Origin of the sequence: Acetobacter lambici, from assembly GCF_011516885.1 — a bacterium.
GTDB lineage: Bacteria > Pseudomonadota > Alphaproteobacteria > Acetobacterales > Acetobacteraceae > Acetobacter > Acetobacter lambici.
Genome location: NZ_WOTD01000041.1, coordinates 1 through 16,597, shown reverse-complemented (window position 1 = coordinate 16,597; position 16,597 = coordinate 1). Strand labels below are relative to the sequence as shown.

Annotated in this window: 18 protein-coding genes; 5 read left to right on the top strand and 13 right to left on the bottom strand. The window is 52.3% G+C overall.

What is annotated here, in order from left to right; translation table 11 throughout:
• Positions 1-331: 331 nt before the first annotated feature.
• From GOB86_RS12710 to GOB86_RS12675, 8 genes are all read right to left on the bottom strand, one after another.
• Positions 332-1,189 (bottom strand): hypothetical protein, encoded by an 858-nt coding sequence (locus GOB86_RS12710; protein ID WP_165992868.1) that lies wholly within the window; start codon positions 1,187-1,189, stop codon positions 332-334.
• A gap of 372 nt (positions 1,190-1,561) precedes the next feature.
• Positions 1,562-1,978, bottom strand: coding sequence for a DUF5615 family PIN-like protein (locus GOB86_RS12705; RefSeq protein ID WP_165992866.1), 417 nt, complete (start codon positions 1,976-1,978; stop codon positions 1,562-1,564).
• Positions 1,975-2,622, bottom strand: a complete 648-nt coding sequence (locus tag GOB86_RS12700; protein ID WP_165992863.1) for a DUF433 domain-containing protein — start codon at positions 2,620-2,622, stop codon at positions 1,975-1,977. Before GOB86_RS12700 ends, GOB86_RS12705 begins: the two co-directional genes overlap by 4 nt.
• Positions 2,623-2,852: 230 nt before the next feature.
• Positions 2,853-3,296: a hypothetical protein gene (locus tag GOB86_RS12695; protein WP_165992861.1), complete on the bottom strand. Its 444-nt coding sequence runs from the start codon at positions 3,294-3,296 to the stop codon at positions 2,853-2,855.
• A gap of 53 nt (positions 3,297-3,349) precedes the next feature.
• A complete protein-coding gene (locus GOB86_RS12690; protein WP_165992858.1) occupies positions 3,350-3,973 on the bottom strand; it encodes a hypothetical protein in 624 nt (207 codons plus the stop codon).
• Between the two features lie 102 nt (positions 3,974-4,075).
• Positions 4,076-5,392 (bottom strand): replication initiation protein RepC, encoded by a 1,317-nt coding sequence (repC, locus tag GOB86_RS12685; RefSeq protein ID WP_338421531.1) that lies wholly within the window; start codon positions 5,390-5,392, stop codon positions 4,076-4,078.
• Positions 5,393-5,804: 412 nt separating this feature from the next.
• Positions 5,805-6,317 carry a transglycosylase SLT domain-containing protein gene (locus tag GOB86_RS12680; RefSeq protein ID WP_242012664.1) on the bottom strand — a complete coding sequence of 171 codons (513 nt, stop codon included), beginning with the start codon at positions 6,315-6,317 and terminating at the stop codon, positions 5,805-5,807.
• Between the two features lie 216 nt (positions 6,318-6,533).
• Entirely contained in the window at positions 6,534-7,004 is a 471-nt protein-coding gene (locus tag GOB86_RS12675) for an SH3 domain-containing protein (protein WP_165992851.1), read from the bottom strand.
• 130 nt (positions 7,005-7,134) lie between these two features.
• On the opposite strand from GOB86_RS12675, the gene GOB86_RS12670 reads away from it, so the two are divergent.
• Together GOB86_RS12670 and GOB86_RS12665 are read left to right on the top strand one after the other, a co-directional pair.
• Positions 7,135-8,076 (top strand): DsbC family protein, encoded by a 942-nt coding sequence (locus GOB86_RS12670; RefSeq protein ID WP_165992849.1) that lies wholly within the window; start codon positions 7,135-7,137, stop codon positions 8,074-8,076.
• A complete protein-coding gene (locus GOB86_RS12665) occupies positions 8,073-8,525 on the top strand; it encodes a hypothetical protein (RefSeq protein ID WP_165992847.1) in 453 nt (150 codons plus the stop codon). Before GOB86_RS12670 ends, GOB86_RS12665 begins: the two co-directional genes overlap by 4 nt.
• A 381-nt stretch (positions 8,526-8,906) precedes the next feature.
• Here GOB86_RS12665 and GOB86_RS12660 read toward each other — a convergent pair whose 3' ends face one another.
• The 5 genes from GOB86_RS12660 to GOB86_RS12640 are packed head-to-tail and all read right to left on the bottom strand — an operon-like array spanning position 8,907 to position 14,901.
• Positions 8,907-9,302 carry a hypothetical protein gene (locus GOB86_RS12660; RefSeq protein WP_165992845.1) on the bottom strand — a complete coding sequence of 132 codons (396 nt, stop codon included), beginning with the start codon at positions 9,300-9,302 and terminating at the stop codon, positions 8,907-8,909.
• Between the two features lie 17 nt (positions 9,303-9,319).
• On the bottom strand, positions 9,320-11,647 hold the full coding sequence (locus GOB86_RS12655) for a DotA/TraY family protein (protein WP_165992843.1): 2,328 nt from the start codon (positions 11,645-11,647) through the stop codon (positions 9,320-9,322).
• Positions 11,648-13,123 carry a hypothetical protein gene (locus GOB86_RS12650; RefSeq protein ID WP_165992841.1) on the bottom strand — a complete coding sequence of 492 codons (1,476 nt, stop codon included), beginning with the start codon at positions 13,121-13,123 and terminating at the stop codon, positions 11,648-11,650. It abuts the gene before it with no gap.
• A 51-nt stretch (positions 13,124-13,174) separates the two neighbouring features.
• Positions 13,175-14,326 (bottom strand): hypothetical protein, encoded by a 1,152-nt coding sequence (locus tag GOB86_RS12645; protein WP_165992839.1) that lies wholly within the window; start codon positions 14,324-14,326, stop codon positions 13,175-13,177.
• Positions 14,323-14,901 (bottom strand): hypothetical protein, encoded by a 579-nt coding sequence (locus tag GOB86_RS12640; protein ID WP_165992837.1) that lies wholly within the window; start codon positions 14,899-14,901, stop codon positions 14,323-14,325. Before GOB86_RS12640 ends, GOB86_RS12645 begins: the two co-directional genes overlap by 4 nt.
• A 462-nt stretch (positions 14,902-15,363) precedes the next feature.
• Here GOB86_RS12640 and GOB86_RS12635 point away from each other — a divergent pair, with 462 nt between their 5' ends.
• The 3 genes from GOB86_RS12635 to GOB86_RS16640 are packed head-to-tail and all read left to right on the top strand — an operon-like array spanning position 15,364 to position 16,524.
• Positions 15,364-15,687, top strand: a complete 324-nt coding sequence (locus tag GOB86_RS12635; protein ID WP_165992834.1) for a hypothetical protein — start codon at positions 15,364-15,366, stop codon at positions 15,685-15,687.
• Positions 15,659-16,174 carry a hypothetical protein gene (locus tag GOB86_RS12630; protein WP_165992832.1) on the top strand — a complete coding sequence of 172 codons (516 nt, stop codon included), beginning with the start codon at positions 15,659-15,661 and terminating at the stop codon, positions 16,172-16,174. Before GOB86_RS12635 ends, GOB86_RS12630 begins: the two co-directional genes overlap by 29 nt.
• A gap of 2 nt (positions 16,175-16,176) precedes the next feature.
• Complete coding sequence (locus GOB86_RS16640) at positions 16,177-16,524, top strand: DotI/IcmL/TraM family protein (protein WP_165992830.1); 348 nt, start codon at positions 16,177-16,179, stop codon at positions 16,522-16,524.
• Positions 16,525-16,597: the final 73 nt, after the last annotated feature.

The following is a 16,597-nucleotide window of genomic DNA, read 5'->3' as shown; positions in this document are numbered from 1 at the left end:
GTCAGCGGCGCCATGAGAATTCTGTTTTTGGCGTAAATGCTTCCCAGTTCAATCGGCTCAAACAGGCTGGTCATGACAGATCCTTCTTAAAAGACGCAGTTCCTATGAATTAGGGAAGCCTCACGAGGAATACAACAGAAGGCTTACCACCTCGTCTGACTTGAGGTGAGCACTGCCTGTCTGCTTAATTGGTGAAGCCGACAGGCAGATTTGGGGGGATTCCAGTCTGTCGGCTTCGTGGCACAAAATCTTTTGGATCTGACGTTTTCGCCAATTCCAGCGCGGCTCGCTCTCTCTAAGACGGTGGAGCATTGGACCAGAGATTTTTGGCTCAGGGCATCACGTGTGATTGCGGGTAACCTTGGAAGACCTGTGCTTCTAGATTTAGAAGAAACTCGTCGTCTTTAAAATTTTCGACGGTCGGCTCGATCTCGTTCAAGAGCGCACGTAAAACGGGGGCGCCAAGGCGTTTCCGCTCAATCAAAAGCGTCACCATCCTACGCATAATCGCGCCCTCGGCCGCATTGAAGAGATGCGATATCTCAGTGGCGCAATCGAGAAACGACAGGCAATCAGATGTATGGGCAGTAGAGGCTTCGTACTTTTTAATATCTGTCCCCGCGCGCTTAGTCACATTATCAAGCTGCAAGCTGCTTAGCCCATGGCCAGCTGCACGCGCCAGATAAAGTTCGGCCGCCACCCCCCCGGCGTATATCTCTTGCCCTGCTCGACCGGAGGCATCAGCACCGAATCTTCGCCCGGCCCACGAAAAGGGTATATCGTGCCAATCGACGATGACAGCTTCGGAAGGAACTTTATTCTTGTGCGCCATCATGACATGGCCACATTCATGCCAGCAAACTTGAACTAAATTTACCTTTCGCTGAGTCTCCAACCTAGAGCACAGCTCAACAAGAATCGTATGCGCATCGCTCTTAATGTTACCGGCGCGCTCGGCATCCTTTGCGTACATAATATCTGAAAGCCTAAGTACCTGCAAACTCAGCTCGCACGTGCTCTCAATGCCCGCCGTGGATAAAGCGTTACACATAGCCGGAGCATACACTCTGTTCTGCTCAGCTTCCTCACACTTTTTTGGATCATCAAGATTAGCGATGCACGAGCGTACCAAGTGCGCGAGTTCTACCCCATACCTTGCTTGCAGGGTTTGCGATCCGATATCATGCATATAGTAGTAGGACCCTTCATTTATCTTTTAAGAACAGTCTTTCGAGACTAAATGGTCACCTCAAGCGCGGTATGTAAACTGCATCAGCAAAATTCATTCGATAACTATTTGGAAATGTTAACGCTGAGGTTGGGTTTAGCAACCTTTCGGAGGCGGTCTGGACCACGGCTGGTTTAGGGACGCCAGCCTTAGCACGCTAGAAGCCACGTCCGGTTCGGGAAAGCGCAAAATTTCACTTCGGTGTCCGAGAAGAGGGCGGAAGCAGCCCATCTGTTCAATTATCGGAGCCGACAGGCAAGGCTGCGAAGTCAACAATCCTTGACCGACAACACGTTAGGTGATCATCGACATCATCAATGCGGTCGATGAAGGCTAAGGTTTCGGCAGCATGTAACGGTCGGTCACGATCTTCGTCTTGTCGACCGTTAGCTCAAGCACCTGATTCACAAGATCGTCGTCCAGCGCAGAGATCTGGTCCATTGCCAGATCGAACAACTCCTCTTGCAACGCGAGATCCATCCCAGGTGGTCCATTCAAACAGACAAGCCCAGCATGGATAGCCTGTGCTGCGTAAAGGCCCGGCTTTCCAGGTACATCCGCAGGGCCGCGGAAATCGTAGGAATTCTTCGTCACTAATGTCCAGTCTTCATCGACAACTAACTTAATTAGGTCCCAATCCTTCATACCGCTCTTGCCACGCCATACGACATGGGAAGATTCCACATAACCACTGGCTACGGCCATAGTCGCCAATCGCTGGCTTAGGCACTCATCGACTAGAAACTTCATCCGGCCGTCTTGCGCGGCACGACCTTGCGGTCGATACGTTCGGTACCAATTGGCAGGAGGGTCATGCGCGGTCGGCCGCGCTGCGGGTGCGCTATCGCGTAAATGCTCGCGAGTTCGATCTGTCGATCGGTGAGTGACGGGTAAGCGTCCCGGATGCGATCCAAGGTCTCTCCGCTGGAGACGGCCGCCGCAACATCGTGCACGAGCACGCGTGTCCCGTGCAGCACCTCGGCGCCACCCATTACCTCCTCGTCACGCGAAACCACTGCTTCGGCCTCTCGCAACCGCTCGTAGCTGCAGACAGTACGTTCGATGAAGGGAGCAAGGTCAACGCTCCAATAATGCTCGACGAGCTTCCAGTTCTCCTGCGCCAGCGTGTGATAATGGCTGAACTCGACGAATCGCAGACGGTCCTCAAAGCGCGCAAGAATGTGCTTACGCAGCGGGGCAGTGAAGTCCTCAGCCGTGCCATGGTAGAAAGCAATCATCACACAAGCACCAGGCGTCAGCCGACGACCACCCTCAACCTCGAAAAACCCCTTCGGGAGCACATGGTCGTCGATGGCACGGTTGACCGAGTGCACGGCAATGCCGGACACGAATGCCGCTTCTGAAGAGCGGAGTAGATCAGCCCGTTCACCCATGATTGCCTCCTAATACTTCCTGCCAAGAGGAAGATATATGAACGGTTCATAATTTTCAAGGGATACTGACCTGCTAATTCGATCGACCACCGTTTGTGTCGTAATTGAAGTCTACAAAATTCCTACCGTCGCATGTGAGTTCGCAAGTGATTTCATAAGTTCAGGCAATAGACCTACTTAATCCTGCTCACCCTGGAAACATTGGCCTTCAGGTCGATGAGCATGTCACCTTATTCATCAATTTTTGGTCGACTTGAAATTTGAGACCCTTTAATCAGCTTCCTACCGCACGCTAAAACAGCAGCAAATGAAAATATAGCTAGTGCGAAGATGGACCAGAGAACAGACCATTGAACGAATTCAAATACAATCTGGCCAGCTGTCAAAGTTCCACAACCTACAGCTTGGTTTCTATCACAATACCCATGGATATATGCATCGCGGGCACATGTTAGCAAAATGCTGGGAACGAATGTCATCCATATGAAATGAAACCAGAAATATTTTGGATAAAATCGTTTGGCATAATGCAACAAAAGAAGAAGGCCGACCCACCATAACACGACAGTCGAAACAAGACTATTTTGAACACCATGATTGGTTAAAGGATGAGCATAGACCGACAAATCTGTAAACATGTGAGCATAAACCTTAGCATAAACGACCCGCCCCATCGGCAAAGTCCTGTAAGCAGTATGCAAGGCTCACTTGTGAATGGACGAAGTGTCTATTCTGGTCGGCCAGACGATATGGCTTTTTTCCACGCACTGAGCATGACAACCTTTTGTTCAGACAGGTCTCTTTTAACCAGGTGTGGAGAATGTTCGACATTCCTATGGTTTTTTATGGCCTCCTTCTGCCATTTATCCATAACCCGCGTACACGCCCCCCATGCACCAACAACCCATTGGCCAGCAAACCATGCACGGTTGAGTAAATGTCCGGCCGCCTGACGCCTCTCCCTGAAAAGTTTGTCCACAAGGCGCTGCTCGATACTGGTCTGGAGCATGATCTGTTCAACCTGGAACACTTCGTCACGGCCGGCGATAATAATGTCGGGCGCCCTGTCGACAATCTCCTGTAAATCCGAGCGCAACCAGATTTCCAGTTCCTCGACATCGGCGGGATCAGTGAGATCATAGTCATCAATCACTTCCTGGAAGGCTAGTCGTCCTTCTTTTTGTATCCCGGCCGCACGACGTGGCGCGCTAAGTCCAGCTTCCTTCACAAAAGCCACTACAGTGGCATAGGTTGGTGCAAGCTCTATGACAGCTTCGACAGTTTTTTCCTGCTGACATTCCCGGCCCAGGCGACGAACCGATGTCTCAAGAGTGGGGACAGTTTCAGTCATGAACCTTCCTTCAATGCCTCAGGACCAAGAGTAGATCTGTCGCGCTATCTGTTCCAGTGTCTTCTTCGCGGCCCCGGCATTCACAGGTTACCTGCCACAAAATCATGGCCGAGATCCCCATCGGTTTTTGGGTTTGGCGGCAGGCAATTTTGAAGGTGGTGGCACCATATCCACTTTCTCGACACCATGGAGATCACGCAAGGCATAGAGGCTTCGGTCAAGAAAGAGAGTGTTGCGCACCCCACGGTCGACCAGTGAGCGGAAATACGCGTCAGGATGGCGAATACTTTCCCCATGTTCCCGTCTTGTGGCCATGACGATCACAGCGACCGCAGCCTCAAATTTCCCGAGAATGCCGCAACCTACACGCCAGGACTGATAACTGATCCCAATCTGTCCGGAGAGCTGCTCGGCCGCATCGGCAAGTTCATCTCGGTCCGGAGTGGAGGTTGAGCAGAGGTCACGCAGATCCGGACAGACCGAAAGGTAGAACATCGCGGTTCCTCGAAATCCACGTAGCGCCGATCTCTCACGCCCCTCACCCAGATCGGAATGATCCGCCTGCCCTGCACGCCGCATTGTTTCAATGCGATTGCGCCTATCGGGCGCTACTACAACAACATCTAATGTTTGATTGTTTTTTCTATCTGTATAGTGGGTGCCGATAGTGGCATCCATGGGTGCCAGTTCTGGGGTACATTCGACGCTGTTCTGAACAAGATGGCCCTTGTTTTCAGACGACTTATCCACAGATTTTGTCTGCGGCTGAAGGCCTGCAAGCAGTGTTTTCATGTCCTCGTAATAGGCCGAAAGGGTATCAGTCTGCTCTGTGCCTCGACGCAGACGCATAATCCGGGCAGCCTCCATAGCAATCTCCTGATCCCCAGATGCGTCAGCCACCCTGCGAACATTCTCATTCAGATCGGCAATAGCGTCCCGCAGGAAGGCAACCTGGGAGCGGCGACGCTTTTCTTCCTCAAGCTTGCCCAGCAATTCTGGCCAGCGATGACGGAGTGAGCCAAGGTTGAAACCGACCTGTATCTCCCCTTCAGCCCCCTGCCAGCGTTTTCCCCTCTGACCATTCCGGCCGTCACAGGGCACCAGCATTTTCGCATCAGCGAGTTCTCGCACAGCTCGCCGCAAAGCCGTGAGGGATAATCCCGTCCAGGACATCAGCGTGCTGTTATGAGCGTAGATGAACGGTGTCTTGAGCATCTCCCAGCTCTCGACTGGCGTCTTCTCCACCATGCGTAAGAGCAGAAGATAGGCGTTGCGGCTCAAGCTAAGGGCGCGCGGCAGGGCGCGCAGCACATTGAGCAGCGCATACTTCTCCGGGCAGTCCGGTGGGGACTGCATCAGCTCGTCGCGTGCCTCAAGCATGGCAGGCGTCAAGGTACGCTTGCCGCGCCTGCGTAGCACGCCGGGGGTTTCATTCTGTAGTGGAAGCACAGGGCGTGGCTCCAGCAATGGGGGTTAGATCAACACCTCATGCCGATGACACCAGACAAACCTTCCCCGTTCGCAATTTACTTGCGTTCAAAAACGGGAGGCGCTATAAGGGGAGGTAATTGTTGGTCCCCCTCACAACTGAGTTTCTTTGGTGCCCTGGCTTTTCCGGTTTGCAGACCGGGAGAGGCAGGGTTTCCTTTTTGGTACTTACGTCATCTCAATGGCGGTCCTCTGTTATGCCTGTGGGACTCTGACTCCGAGCCCGCGCAGACCAATAGACACTCATGGCCTAAATTATTGATAATGCACAGACTTGACCGCGTTGATTCGGCAAAATACTTCGCAGAGTCTGTGCCTCTCATGACTGTGGATGTGTAAGCCATCAGGAAATGACCGCTTCCGAAGCGCCAGAACCCATCCGTTGGGAAACGGTTGAGTAATACTGACCAACCGTCCAGTTGCTCATATTGTTGGCCGCCAGTGTTTTGGTTGAGACGAAATCACTGAGTGGGCGGGACGTATTGGATTCAGCGGCCATTTGAGAGCCCGCTGTTGTGCCGAACATGTAGGCTCCATAGGCCTGCGCTCCCGTCACTGTCCCATGAGTGCTGCTCGCAACGGATGTCGCATAGTCGCTGATAATGGCACTGGCGACTTTTGCCTGTACGGCCGGGTCACTCCGGTCTTCGTCACTCACCCCGGCCTTGGCGGCATATTCATTCCATGTGCCGTCAGTGATTTGCCAAACGCCCTGAGCAGATGACGTCGAATTGCCGGTATTCTGATAATGGCTCTCGATCTGACCAAAAGCTGCCAGTGTATCCGGATTGATCCCGGCCGCCTTCGCCGCTGCAACAGCGTCAGAGCCATAGGTCTGATTGAGCAGGGTCGCCATCGCATCTGTGTTCCCCCACTCACCGGAATAACTGGAGGCCTGCCCACTGGAGCCTGTTGACTGTGACGCGCCACTACTCCCGGCATAGACAAAAGTCGGGGCTCCAGTTTCATGAATGCTGGGGACAATCTGTTCCGTCGAGCTCGCCTTGACGGTTTGTGGTGCGCCACAAACCGTCAGGAGCATTACGATGCGTAAGGCCCGCATAAGGAAGCTCTACTGTCTTGGATGGGTGAACAGAACTGTTCCATCCGCCCGCTCGCCCGTGACAATGCAGCCAACAGGGTGTTCGGGATTGAGAGGTTTGTATGGGCCAATGAGGCTGGCCTGGATCCATGCCATATGCGTGCCATTGAGCAGAACCTGCCGCCAACCATTCACTTCAGTGCTGGTTACTGCAAGTTGGGAGCCCGCTCGCCCCACCTTTGTCGCATTGATATTGGGGGCGGAATACAAAGGTGTCGTTTCATCCAGCGGGCTCATGCAGGAGACAGACACGGGTAATGCTTTCTCAGTATTCGCAGTGGCAGGTGGATTAACTGGATTACCCCAGTCCCGTGGGCCAATATCCTCCATGCGTTCCTGCGACAGCCGATCCAGATCGCTCGGTGTGGCATGCTGGGCAAAAGCAGGTGGGGCTATCCCCATAAGGGTTATTGCTGCCGCCACCTTGTAGAATCTGCTCATAATCAATGTCCTTCTTTATCGTCGGTTTCTAGTGTCATCATCGCATGAGAGGTTGTGAATAAGGAGTTCACTGTTTGTTCTTTCTGTATTCACATCACTCTCTGACAGAATGGTCTCAAAGGAGACTTTCATGCGACACATTCTGCTGGCCACTTCAGTGGTTCTTTTTCCTCAGTTGGCAAGTGCTGGACAATGCCAGACACCGCCTCCCATGGAACCTTCCGCTCCGCCGGTTAAGATCGTTGCCACAAGTGAAGGGACAACGATTCCGCGCTTATTGAAGGCTGAAGATATCAATCAAAGCCCGGCTTTGCGTCGTATCGCCAGTAATGGGGCAACGATCTGGGAGATCGGCGACAGTATGTCCAATCACGGTCTGCGGGGTGTTTTTGCCAGAAATGGGCAGACCTTCAGGACTTTCTACCTCACGCCAGATCTTCAGGCTGAGGTCGGTGGCGTCATGTGGGATGCAGAGGGCCATAATATTACCCGCGATACAGTTTCCATGATCCCAGGCGTTATCCCAACGGTAAAATGGGACGCGGGGCATACCAATCCGCCAAAAGTCGTTAGTGGACAACCGCCGGCCGAGGGCACACACGCCGATGCCGCTAAGGTCATGGCCTCAGCCAGTTTCGGTCTTTATGGGCATGCTGGTGCGCCCCGCTTGTATATGATTGTCGATCCACTTTGCCCCTGGTCGATCAGGGCGCTCCAAAGCCTCCAGTCATATGTCGACAACGGAAAGCTGGAGCTGGCGATCGTCCCGATTGCCATCAACGATTACGAAAATAATCACGCCAGCACTCCGGCAGCGCAGGCCATGTTAAGCATTGGACAAAGGCAGATGATCGGTGTCTGGCGACAGATCATTGCACTTAACCATGCTCCGGACGATGTCTCATTGACTGAGACATCCGGCGCCAGCCTACAGCTAAACCTTCAGAAAGCGCATACGGTTGGCCTGAGGGGAACCCCGACCATTGTCTGGTTGGACAAGTCGGGTGTCTCGCATACCCAGTCGGGGCTCCCTGATAATGTTGACGCCTTGATCGAGGGCGTGGCCCGATGAAAACCAAACAGGGGTTGAAGCGTCTTGGTCGCGTTTCCCTGTGGCTGGCCTATCCACTTTATGGGCCTTTCACGAAGGGCATGTCGCTCCTGCGCACGGGCTCACATCTTGTGCGAAATTTGCCGGAACTGACTACGGACGGAGCAACTGAGACGGTAGAAGCGCTAACAGCTGATATACAGGCAAGAACAAGAGCACAGGTTAGAACTCGAAATTACGGTGTATTCTGTGGGGTCTTGTTAATGCTGATGAGCATGATGTGGCTTTATGACGTTTTCTGGGAAAAGCAGTTCATCTTTGGTCCTGTTTGCATCGAGACGGCGGCCGTCATCATTATGCTGTCAGGACAGTTCCTTGCCCTCAGTTTTTCTAACTGGACAATCCGTCGTGGGTGGTCTGGGAGTTTTTCTGAGTTTATGTCCAACGGGAAAAATCTTTGGCCCCGATAAGACGATAGCATTAAATGCTTTAAGGCTGGATACAAGCATAGTTTCTTGCATCCGGCCTGATTGTTTTTTTGCGGCGAGGGCTATTCAGCCCTCAAAAAGTCCCAGCCCGGTCACTCGCCTGATTCACGCTCCACTTTGCGTGTTCGTAATCTGGGCGGCCTGCCTGATCAGTAGGATCACTTGGTTTTATGATTGAACCATCATACGTGCCAACAGACGGTGACCAGTTGGCCGGGGCTGAGCCATAAGGAGCATAGGGGTCGTAAAGAGCCTGAGCCACTTTAGGTGGCTTGAGAGGCCGGCTTGATCCAGTGTGGAGATTCCCCTCAGCACAGGACGAAAGGGACAGAAGAGCAAGAACCGGAACAGCAAAACGGTGTCTCAAGTTTTATCCTTCCCTGTAGCCTTCCGGTATTTCTCAAGTAGCGCATTATACTTATCGACTATCTCTCGATATTCACGATTCCCATCGTTAGAGTAGGCTACGAGAGCATTATAATCATCAACCAGCTTGCCGTAATGTGCCTTCCAAGCTTTTTCGCGGGCCTCTTTCTCGGCTTTGAGCTCTCTGCTCTCTCTCAACAGAGGGTTATATTTATCTGCGAGTTCCCGAGAAAACTTAAGAAGCTGGTCGCGGTTAATGGTCAGGATTGTGCAGTTTTGCTCTAAAAAGGATATCTTCTCCATTGCCTCACGGTAGTCAGCCGCAGGCACGGAGCCTCTGGAAAGAGTCCGGTTAATACGTTGCAACTGGTCTAACGCAAAGATGTCACCCATAGTAAAATCCCTTAAAACTAGACTTCAACAACTGGAGCTTCATCCATTTGCGCTTTGGTGTTTGAATCCATTTTAGGCGTTCCGTTCTCATTCTGTTTACCACCTCCACCTGATCCTTGTGAAGAGTTATCTGATGTGTTTTTCACAACAGATTTTGTGGCCTCAGAGGCAGTATCAACACCTTTCTTAACCGGGTCTTGACTGTTCTGCACAAAAGCATCGGCATCAACCCGGCCGATAGAGCGGAATCCGACCATATCTGGCAGGTGATGCGGCAAGGTTGAAATAAGGCGGAAAGACAACGTGGCCGTTGTCATTTCAAGGGTGACATAAAGCCCCATCAGCACGAGGATACCGATGAAATTATCTACCAGATATCCGTTATCAAAAACGAACCCACAGGCGATAACGAAGCTCTTCATGATAATCCAGGACATGCCTGAGAAAATGGTATAGCTGCAAATCATGCCAACAACCATCATGGATGGTCTGAACAGAATGGTGAAAAGAATTTCATAGCCTCTGATTCCTTTCCCATGGATGCCATCCCCCGCGAACGTCATATGGGCCAGAAACCATAGAGGGGCAGCGGCCATGGCTTCCACGACCAGTACCAGCCAGCCGGCCACCCCCGCATACCAGAACAGGCAAGGTGTCATAGGCAGGATGTAGGCCAGGGTTACCCCTGGAGCCATCAGCATAAAAGCCGCAGTAAACAGAGGCACCAGAAGGGCCGTGACAACACCAGTAAATGTGGCCGCCGCTGCCGCCGCCGCAGCTGCTCCGAAATTACCGGTCGCAAGACTGACAACACCCGCGGCCGCTGATGCCGAGCTGCTCGAAGCAATGGCCGATGCCCCGATAATGGTCAGGGCCAGCATAATGAGGAAATGGCCCAGACCCAGCATATTGCTCAGCGGATCAGTCCATCCGGTGCCCGCACTTGGAATAACCAGATAGTTCATGATTGTTACAAAAGTCTTCTCGGAAAGGCCAGTGTAGCGCAGAACTTTATCTAAAACCCCCGGAGCATCCTGACTGACAACAGAATTGGCAAACAACTGGGGAGAGGCAGAGGGGGCATAGGACTGATCCGTCGTAACCAGCATTTCGTCCTGTTTTGCCATATACCCCGTGATGGACAGGAGGAAAGGCGCAAGATCTGATGAGAGATACCCCCCAACACCTGCCCATGACGGTTTCTGGACTGACGGTGTGATGGCTGAGACAGCCTGCACCTCGGCATTTAAGCGCGATATTTCCAGATAGTACGCCCCCAGCCCCGTCCAGCCGAGATTTTTCATGAAAACTATGCCTGAATCTTCGCTCCCGTTGTTGCTGCCTGCAGCCCGGATTTTTGCAATAGCAGAGGAAGATATGGCGGTCAGCCGTCCTGAGAAATATTGGCTCTGGCCCGTAAAAACAGAGTTGAGCGTGTTGAGGACTGTTACGTCTCTCGTCTCCCAAAGGGTCTTGGCAATTCTGTCGGTGTTAGGGCGTATGTTTGATATGAGCTGCTTAAGAGCCGCAACACGCATGTTTCCTTCGGCAGAAAAATCAATCGTGCTCAAACTTTTCTGAGTGGTCGCAAGGCTCAACTGAGCAGAGACCTGTCCAGTTGCGGCCATGGAAATCTTGCCGCAGGCAGGGATAGCCTGTGCGTCACCTTGAGCCATGTCATAAGAAACAGTCACCCTGAAAGCTTCTTTGGTACCGATCGACACCTCTGGAGCAGGAACCAGGTTGCTGTTGTTTCCAGCGATGTTGATCAAACTCCGGCAGAGTTCGCTATTGATGACACCCTGCACAATCTGACGTGAGCCCGGAATGATCGGTGCGGAAAGCGGGAGTGCTTTAGGTCCCACGCTGTCAATCACAATATCCTTGAGTGTCCTTCCCATGCCGATACTGACTTTGGCGGTCTTGATGATCAGATCCTGCCCAAGAGAATACCCGCCATTAGTGGATACCGGGGCCATCATGATGATAGCCCCGATAACCCTGATGGGAACCCAGCCGGAAAAGCTGGCGGACAATATTTTCCCGCTTTCCGCCGTTTTATGAATCTGGATAATGGTCGAATAAAACAACCAGACGGCTGCGATCATTCCCACATATGCAGTAAACCATTCCAGCATAAGGCCAGTTGTCGTCTGTGTGGCACCATCCATAGGGAAGAGGCTGTCAAGGATCTGGCCGGTAAAATCATTGCCCGCCTCCAATGCTGCCCATGACACGCTCGAAGGCGTAACATCTGCATAGGCCGGAGCGGCCAATACGGACAGGAGTGCCAAAGATACGAGGCCGCTAGCAGCGATGCCTTTGAAAATGGTGCCACGCATCATTCAGGCCCCCATAGAAGGGCCACTATCCCGCCCTTGCTCCTGCTGATGATTTAGGCCCAAAAAATCGCGGGTTTTCTCCACAAGCTTCTCGACGATATGGCCGATTGACTGCACAAGGTTTTTTCCCGGCTCAACGCCTGGGATATTTTCCATTTCCAAGCCCACCTCACCAACACGCTGCTCCGCCATTTTCACGGCTGGATCATCGGTAGCACCTCGTTCGGCTGCTTCGGCCTGCATCGACAGAACATTGCGTTTCATGTTCGTCATGGAGCCAACAAGCTTTTCATAAGAGCTCCGGACATCAGGATTATTCTGACGTTCCTGCATGAATTCCTGACCAAAAGCCTGATGTTGTCCACCAGGAGCCATTTCGGACAAAATTTTAGGGATGGTCTTCCCTTCCAGACTGGCGGTTGCTTCCAGTTTTTTGAAAAATGGCGCGGCCGCATTCTTCAACGTCTGAAAATTTTTACGGCTTTCCTCAATATCCGTGTCAACGCTCTGGATGAGTTTGTTGATACGTCGTGTATCTGTTGCCGCATGGTTAGTTGCTCCCCATGAGGCAAATCGACTGGCGGCACGCGACATAATACTGGCAGCGGCCGGCGCTGCTGCAGGGGCTGCCTGCACGGCTTTGACTGCTGAGGGATCTGTAGCAGTTTCCGCCTTTGGTGCCTGCTGGGCTGGGGTTCGGACGTCACGCTGTGTCCGCTGATCAGGTTTTTCCGTCTGAGAAGCGTCTTGCTGCTGGCTATCCTGAGCAGACGTGTCGATTTCGGGTTCCTGTTTTTCTCGTGCTTCGTTATCTTTTCTATTGGTTGCACGGATCGCCTTATCTTCTTCTTCGGTTAAACCTCCAGAAGCCCCTGGTGCTTCAGAAGGCTCGGCTTCGTGTTCATGATCTGGTTGAGTGTTCTGATCCGGGGCTGATGGTCCTGAGACCGGGGCTGGTTCGTCCAGTTCAGGCACAGGGAAAACCTCTGCTGTAACCGGCATAACCGGGTCAGGTTGTGCAGCCGGTGAAACCGGAACCTGACCTGTAGCGTCCATCACCCTGTCACTGAGGTGCTGTGTCGCCATTGCGATCATCATCGCTGTCTGCTGTGCGGGCGCCATTTCCGCCACTTCCATAACCGTTGAACGGATCATGGCAACCAGCTGCTGGTCAGCAAGCTCCCGTGTATTGCCGAGCAGACGGTTAAGGTCCGGGTTGGCAAGGCCGGGATACTGCGCAGCCATCTGTGTCAGGCCGGCCTGAAAGATTGGAGAAAGAGCTGGCTGCTGGTTTGTCCCACTGAATTTTGACCAATCCTGCACAAGCCATGCGACCTGTGTCAGATATTTTGGATCATTCTCAAGGGATGGGTCTTTTTCTAGCCTTTCGCGCAGATCAGCCAATTCTTTAGCAAGGCCACGTTGTCCTTCGGGGATGTTATTCTGCTGATTTTGAAGGGTGTCCAGCAGGTTGGTCAAGGATGTGGCGGGGCTGGCCGCAAGAGTTTCAGACACAATGGTTTCCAATACTTACTGAGGATTAGGAACTGGGAGGGGAGAGAAGCGGTTAAGGCTTTTGTCCGCCTCTATTGCGAGCCGCTTGACCGTAGCCAGCGCGGTCTTCTGCTGGAGTTTAAGTTGCTGCCAAAGCAGCCAGTTACGTTGCGCGTCCAGCAGAGCAATCTGGATGAGAACTGATTTTTCACTCGGCATGGCCTGAAGATCGGCCTGCCAGTCAGTGCCGGAATAGCGCCGGTTTACTTCGAGATCAGTGGCCTCCCACAAACTGCCAACGTCAGTCTGGGTAATCCCCTCTCTTTTGGCTTCAGCTTTCTGGCTGGCCGTCAGTGTCACTGTGCCTGCGCGCCAGCTCAGAACATCATGCCCAATATTATGTGCGAGGGAGATTGCCGCATTATAGGACCGACGCCCGGGCATTGCCTGTTGGCCATCTGGAGTTGTTATGGCGTTGCCGCGCATTGCGGCCGGAACAACCGGCTGGATGAGAGTGGTCTCATAATCATTGGCCCGGTCGATGGCTTTCTGATCAGCGTATACAGGTGGGGTTAGCAGGCTTGACGCATTCTGATCCGCGCCCTTCATGGTGTCTTCAGCGAGTGAACACAGACCAGCTTCTGCCTCGGCATCATCACAGTATTTAGAGAAATGTAGAGTGTTATTGGCCTGTGACGCTTGTCCGGCTCCTACCCATGACGGTGTATTGCGAGAAGCCCTCGTCCTGCTGTTTTTAGTTACGTCCAGTGCCAGAGCGACATCACCGGCCTGTCTGGCTGCAACCACAGCAGCCTGTCCGCCTTCTAGGTTGAGGCAATCCTGGCGGTTGACGGCATGCTCGTCCATGATGTGAGCGTTAATAACATCACGGCTCAGGCGGGCATTGACCATATTGTTTGCGTCAGCAAGCTGTTCCTGCGCACCGACCTGAGCTTTGGTGTAATTGGTAATCTGCTGAAAACCCTTCACCATGGCGTTATTTCCATCGACGACAGATCCATTGAGGATTTTGTGTGTCGACTGGACGACGGAATTCATTGCACTTTGAAGGGCTGTTATCGCAGCAATAATGGGACCGGCATCACCAAGAGCACTGGCCGGTTTGCTCGGCATAAAAGTACCAAGAGTAAAGGCCACCAGGATCACGAGCGTTTGGATCAGCTTCACAGCGTACCTCCCGACAGCCCGAAAGCCTGAGACGCATCACCAAGGGAATACCCATCTGGAAGCTGTAGACTCCCATTGACATCATAGGAGTTTCTGCCGTCCGAATAACTACTCGTCCCACTCGAGTTGACACCGGTATTGATGAGTTCATCACCGCCGCCGCCAAAATTCAGTGTTGGACATATTGATCCAGCGCCAAGGCCAAGGTTGAAATTGTCATCAAAACTGGACACGTTCAGGCCACATTGCGCCGCACTCTCCAGTGTGTCCCATACGTTGGAGAGTTCGTCGCAGATCTTACCCATCGCAGATTGGGCTATGGAGGAGATATCCAGCCCGTTTGTAAGAACATCCAGCCCCAGACCGTTAAAAAAGTTTCCAAGACAGGTAAACTTGGTCACTGATTCCGGTTGTTGGATCATGGCATCATCAGTTTTGATCTGGGCTGCTTTACCAGTCGCCGCAGCCTGCACTAAAGCCTTGCATCCAGAGGCATCCGCCCACGAGAGGGAAGGTGAAGCGAGTGACATCCCGATCATCGCCCCATAGATGCACAGCTTTTGAAGGCGCATCATTCTCCTTTCCCCTGCTCAGAAGAAGACTGTGGACGCTCATTGGCAGGTTCGCCGGGAAGCACAATCGTTAGCAGCAGATCCTGAGCATAATCCCTCGAAAGCCACACATTCGGATCGCGTGCAGATTTGGACACTTTTGACGTTTGAGACATCTGACAAAACTCATCTCTATGATCGGTTCTGTCAGGATACGGGGGGAAGTTGTGAATACAGACGTGACACTCTACTAAAACTGTTTTGAGGCACTCTGAGCGGCAAGAGTTTGGTAGATAGGCCATGCGCGGAGTACATGGCGAGCATGCGCGAATGTGAACCAAAGCAAAAAATGGTAATATATCTACAACTTCCCAAACCGGATATTTATGGTTCGGTTTCGCGCGATGGCAAAAATATGATGCTTTGTCTCAAAGACCTATGATACGGAAATAAAGATATTCCAGATGCGCAGAGCAGGAGCCAGTCATGTTCAAAGCTGCAAAAGCAGCCATTAGGGGAAAATTTTCGGTCCCCCGGCAAAGAGTGGTTCAGGCATTCGCGTTTCTTGGTGGCGCATCTGGCGGGTACGACAAGCAGATACGTCCACGATGGAGCCGCGATGAAGAGATCTATCTTTCACGCTCCTATCCTAAAGGCACCGATGTCGGTTTTATTGCCGGGCTGATCGGTCGTCCGATTTCTGCCGTGCGCCGCAAAGCACTCCGTTTGGGTGTACATCGACCGCGAAGCGGTCGGGCGGCAAAAGCCGCCAATGCATTGAATGCCCCCCCCCCCCCCGCACATTTCTGAGCTAGATTCAACCCTACATCGCGGTTTTCTTTACTTTTTTTCTCCTCATTCGAGGTCGGAAAAGGGTCGCGTCATCTGGACCAACGAGGCAATCGCCACTCTGGCAGCCCTTTGGAAACGACTTTATTCCCCTACATGCATAGCTCAGTTTTTCGGACTGAAAACAACAGCCGTTGCCGAAGCCGCCAGACGCGCAGGCCTTCCTGATCGGCGCGGTCTGCCAATCCTCAGTTCTTGCAAACATAAAGACCCCTTTTCAGAACCAGAAAATCCAACACTCGTCAGTATGATGGTGCAAAAATTTTGCCGCCTGACGGGAAAGCTCTTTTTCGTGCGCCCGCGGGACCGAAAAACAGTTCATTTCAGCATGCAAGGTAAGCTTGCGCTCAATCGCAGGCAGGCTGATGTTGATGCGTGGTCATTCGATTTTCCTGTTAACACCACGACAGGCAATTACGAGCATCACTCCGAACTTAGCTTCGTCTGAAGATGAAAAATACATATCAGGCGGTTACCCGCAGGCTGAATGATCCGTCTTTTTCAAAACAGGTCATCAAGTGTATTCTTCTGGGGTTTTCATGCTCACTCGTCGCAAATATGCTGACTGTGAGTGCGTTATTTTATGAAATCACGCACCGCCCCTGGGTTAAATACATATATCATGACTCATTTGGTAAACCGCGCGAATTGATCGTGACGGATCAAGCGTATTTCTCAGACATCGAAATTACCAACTGGGCCACGAGCAAAGTAACCAATCTCTACACAATGAACTGGCTCGATTACGCGCAACATCTCGACGCGGAAATCTCACAGAAGGGTTGTACATCGGGTTAGATTATGAAAAAGTCTGTTTTGTAGAAAAGAAATTTTCGTAAGCTATAAGAAAACCCGATGCAGACAGAGTGTA

Coding starts and splice junctions, on each gene's coding strand:
- GOB86_RS12695 (WP_165992861.1), bottom strand. CDS start 3,296: ATGGGGCGGGTCGTTTATGCTAAGGTTTATGCTCACATGTTTACAGAT.
- GOB86_RS12675 (WP_165992851.1), bottom strand. CDS start 7,004: ATGAGCAGATTCTACAAGGTGGCGGCAGCAATAACCCTTATGGGGATA.
- GOB86_RS12700 (WP_165992863.1), bottom strand. CDS start 2,622: ATGGGTGAACGGGCTGATCTACTCCGCTCTTCAGAAGCGGCATTCGTG.
- GOB86_RS12655 (WP_165992843.1), bottom strand. CDS start 11,647: ATGATGCGTGGCACCATTTTCAAAGGCATCGCTGCTAGCGGCCTCGTA.
- GOB86_RS12670 (WP_165992849.1), top strand. CDS start 7,135: ATGCGACACATTCTGCTGGCCACTTCAGTGGTTCTTTTTCCTCAGTTG.
- GOB86_RS12635 (WP_165992834.1), top strand. CDS start 15,364: ATGTTCAAAGCTGCAAAAGCAGCCATTAGGGGAAAATTTTCGGTCCCC.
- GOB86_RS12680 (WP_242012664.1), bottom strand. CDS start 6,317: ATGGCGACCCTGCTCAATCAGACCTATGGCTCTGACGCTGTTGCAGCG.
- GOB86_RS12690 (WP_165992858.1), bottom strand. CDS start 3,973: ATGACTGAAACTGTCCCCACTCTTGAGACATCGGTTCGTCGCCTGGGC.
- GOB86_RS12660 (WP_165992845.1), bottom strand. CDS start 9,302: ATGGGTGACATCTTTGCGTTAGACCAGTTGCAACGTATTAACCGGACT.
- GOB86_RS12705 (WP_165992866.1), bottom strand. CDS start 1,978: ATGAAGTTTCTAGTCGATGAGTGCCTAAGCCAGCGATTGGCGACTATG.
- GOB86_RS12630 (WP_165992832.1), top strand. CDS start 15,659: ATGCCCCCCCCCCCCCCGCACATTTCTGAGCTAGATTCAACCCTACAT.
- GOB86_RS12710 (WP_165992868.1), bottom strand. CDS start 1,189: ATGCATGATATCGGATCGCAAACCCTGCAAGCAAGGTATGGGGTAGAA.
- GOB86_RS12640 (WP_165992837.1), bottom strand. CDS start 14,901: ATGATGCGCCTTCAAAAGCTGTGCATCTATGGGGCGATGATCGGGATG.
- GOB86_RS16640 (WP_165992830.1), top strand. CDS start 16,177: ATGAAAAATACATATCAGGCGGTTACCCGCAGGCTGAATGATCCGTCT.
- GOB86_RS12665 (WP_165992847.1), top strand. CDS start 8,073: ATGAAAACCAAACAGGGGTTGAAGCGTCTTGGTCGCGTTTCCCTGTGG.